Here is a 3309-nt window from a genome sequence, read left to right on the forward strand (position 1 = left end):
AGCAGTAGACGGTAGGTTGCCACCATCACGGCACATCGAAGTAAAGGGCCGCGCAAAAGGTAGTAGCACCATCACCGTTACCCGCAACGAAATCCTTTATGGATTGAACCAGCAAGACAAATTCATGCTGGCCATCGTGCTCGACGACGGTGAGCAGCATGAAGGGCCGTTCTACGTGACCAAACCGTTCACGCAAGAACCGGATTGGGCGGTCACCAGTATCAACCTAGATCTCGACCAGCTACTCGCACGTGCGAAGCAACCAAATTAAGGATAACAAAATGGCAATTAAATCCGCACGCAAGCTGATCGAAGTAGCCCTGCCTTTGGATGACATTAATGATGAGTCCGGGAAGGAGAAGTCCATTCGTCACGGCCATCCGTCAACTATTCATCCGTGGTGGGCATCTCGTTCGTTGGCTGCAGCACGAGCCGTACTATTCGCTCAACTGGTAAACGACCCGGGTGGGGAGCGCGGCTGGTACAAGGGGCGCACAAAGGAAGAGGCAGACAGAGAACGCGAGCGGCTCTTTGACATCATTCGACGTCTCGTCAAGTGGGACAACTCATCTAACGAGGCTGTCATTGAAGAAGCGCGACAGGAAATTCAGAAGAGTTGGCGGGAAACCTGCGAACAAAATGGTTTGCCGGCGGAGACATCACTTCAGTTCATTGATCCATTCAATGGGAGAGGATATTTACCGCTCGAGGCGCAGCGCCTCGGACTGAAAACATTCAGCTCCGATCTAAACCCAGTAGCCGTACTTATCGGTAAATCACTGATTGAGTTGCCAAGTAAATTTTTGGGTAGAAAACCTATCGGCCCTACCAATTTGATGCCCCCGACGACCAATCGCCTGGATGATTGGCCCGGAGCAATGGGGCTGGCCGAGGACATTCGTCGATTTGGCTCCTTGATGCAGAAGATTGCCAGCGAGAGAGTTCAGTCCATCTTTCCTGATGTGACCCTCCCCGCAGAAAAAGGTGGCGGCACGGCCACGGTACTTGCTTGGTTGTGGGCACGAACCATTCCGAGCCCCAACCCGGCAGCAGGCGGCACGCCGGTGCCGCTTGTAAGCAGCTTCACTGTTTCAGATGTGTCCGGCCGAGAGGCATGGGTCGAGCCGATCATTTCGGGTAACTCGTACTCTTTCCGTGTGCATGATGGAAAACTCCCGAAAGGAGAAATGACGAGCACAAAGCACGGTCGTGCGTCGTTCAGGTGCCTGCTGACCAATAGTCCCATCCCATTGGATCACATCAAAGAGATGGGGAAGGCGGGAAAGATGGCGGCTCGCCTATTGGCCATAGTTGCAGAAAAAGATGGTGTCCGACACTACATCAGCCCAACTCCAGAGCATGAGCAAATTGCTTTGTCATACGTGCATTCGTGGAGACCATCGGATCGCTTGTCTACTCACCCTCAGTATATGGGTCCGCCTCGGTATGGGATGAATACGTTTGGCGACATTTACACCGAGAGGCAGTTAGCAGCCCTTGATGCACTGTGCGTTGCTCTAGGTGATGTGCGTACTGCTCTTGTAGAGTGCGGCGCCGACGATGAATATGCGCGAGCCATCCTTACATACCTTGGAATGACAGTCAGCAAGTGTTCTGATTACTGGAGCACTTTGACGACGTGGATGCCGAGAGGCACCGTTGGTCACGTCTTCGCTACACACGTCATTCCCATGACTTGGGATTATCCCGAGGCTAATCCCTTCTCCGACTTTCACTGCTCCTGGTCGAAAAGCATCGACTGGGTAGCAAAAGTTATTGACCGCACGTACCCCAATCTTCCAGAAAGCAAAGTTTTTCACAAGGATGCGCGCTACACATTCTTTGAGAACAAGGTCGTCTCAACCGATCCGCCCTACTACGACAACGTGCCGTACGCGGATATTTCTGATTACTTTTATATTTGGCTGCGCCGTGGATTGAAGGACGTCCATCCAGATTTGTTCGGGTCGATCCAAACACCTAAGCAGGACGAACTTGTCGCCGACGTCCAGAGATGGGGCGGCGAAGCCAACGATTACTTTATGAATGGCATGACAGATGTCATGTCTCGTATCGCTCGCGAATCGTCTCCATATTTCCCTGTGACGATCTACTACGCGTTCAAGCAATCGGAAACCAACGACATTTCTTCTGCATCCCGGGGTTGGGAAGCATTTTTGGCTGCAGTGATTAATTCTGGGTTTCAGATCACTGGAACTTGGCCTATTCGCACAGAACGTGGGGCCAGAAGCCGTGCACGCGACTCGAACGCACTTGCCTCAAGCATTGTTCTTGTATGCCGCCCGCGAGATAGCAAGGCGCAGACTATTTCACGCCGAGAGTTTGTTCGGGCGCTTAAGGATGAGTTGCCGGAGACAGTTGAAGCGATGATCGGCGGGGTTGTTGGGGCGAGCCCAATTGCGCCAGTTGATCTGGCACAGGCGGCAATCGGACCCGGAATGGGTGTTTTTTCTCGATACGCGGCGGTACTCGAGGCGGATGGCGGGGTAATGACCGTCCATACGGCGCTCTCACTTATCAACAAGGCTCTTGACGAGTATTTCTCTGATGCAGAGGGAGAGATGGACTCAGATTCTCGATTCTGTGTCCAGTGGTTTGAAGAAAACGGCTGGGCAGCTGGTCTATTTGGCAACGCCGATGTTCTCGCTCGTGCAAAGGGAACATCCGTTGATTCCGTTCGTGATGCAGGCGTCTTGGAGTCTGGCTCTGGGCGGGTCCGCCTACTTCGCGTGAGTGAATATCCAGGTGACTGGGCGCCTGAGCAGGATAACAAAACTCCGATTTGGGAAGCCACCCACCAATTGATTCGCGCGCTGCAGAACGATGGAGAAAGTGCTGCAGGAGCTTTGCTGGCACGGATGCCAGCACGAGCGGAGCCCATACGTCAGCTGGCCTATCGCATGTACACGACCTGCGAACGCAAAGGTTGGGCAGAAGATGCTCGCTCATACAACGAGCTGATTACTGCTTGGTACGAAATTGAGCGCGCCTCTCACGATATCGGCCATTACGGCTCTCAAGTGAAATTGGACATTTGATTGGGGAGTAAATGATGAATCTCAAACCTTGGCGCGAAATTGCCGTCCCGCATGAAGATGTCCTGAAAGGCACGTTCCAGCAAGCCGAATTCGCGGCCGATCTTTCGCGCGTTCACGAAGGCACGGCAACGGCTGAGTATCAGAACCCGACGCTTTTCTTCCAGCGCACCTTCATCACCGAAGGGATGCGGTTGCTGCTGGATTCCGTGGTCAAGCGCTTGTCTGGCAAGGGTGGTGATCCGGTCATTCA

At 53.3% G+C, this 3309-nt stretch carries 3 protein-coding genes; all 3 read left to right on the forward strand.

All coding sequences use genetic code 11. The features are described 5' to 3' along the window. Positions 1-271 (forward strand): DUF3883 domain-containing protein (locus K1Y02_26265; GenBank protein ID MBX7259887.1); only part of this gene is annotated, 271 nt, incomplete at its 5' end. 10 nt (positions 272-281) lie between these two features. Continuing rightward, the gene (locus K1Y02_26270; GenBank protein MBX7259888.1) at positions 282-3059 is read left to right on the forward strand and encodes a DUF1156 domain-containing protein; all 2778 of its coding nucleotides are present in this window, start codon (positions 282-284) and stop codon (positions 3057-3059) included. 14 nt (positions 3060-3073) lie between these two features. Then, positions 3074-3309, forward strand: a 236-nt coding sequence (locus tag K1Y02_26275; GenBank protein ID MBX7259889.1) for a hypothetical protein, incomplete at its 3' end; no start/stop codon positions are given.

Source organism: Candidatus Hydrogenedentota bacterium (assembly GCA_019695095.1).
GTDB lineage: Bacteria > Hydrogenedentota > Hydrogenedentia > Hydrogenedentales > SLHB01 > JAIBAQ01.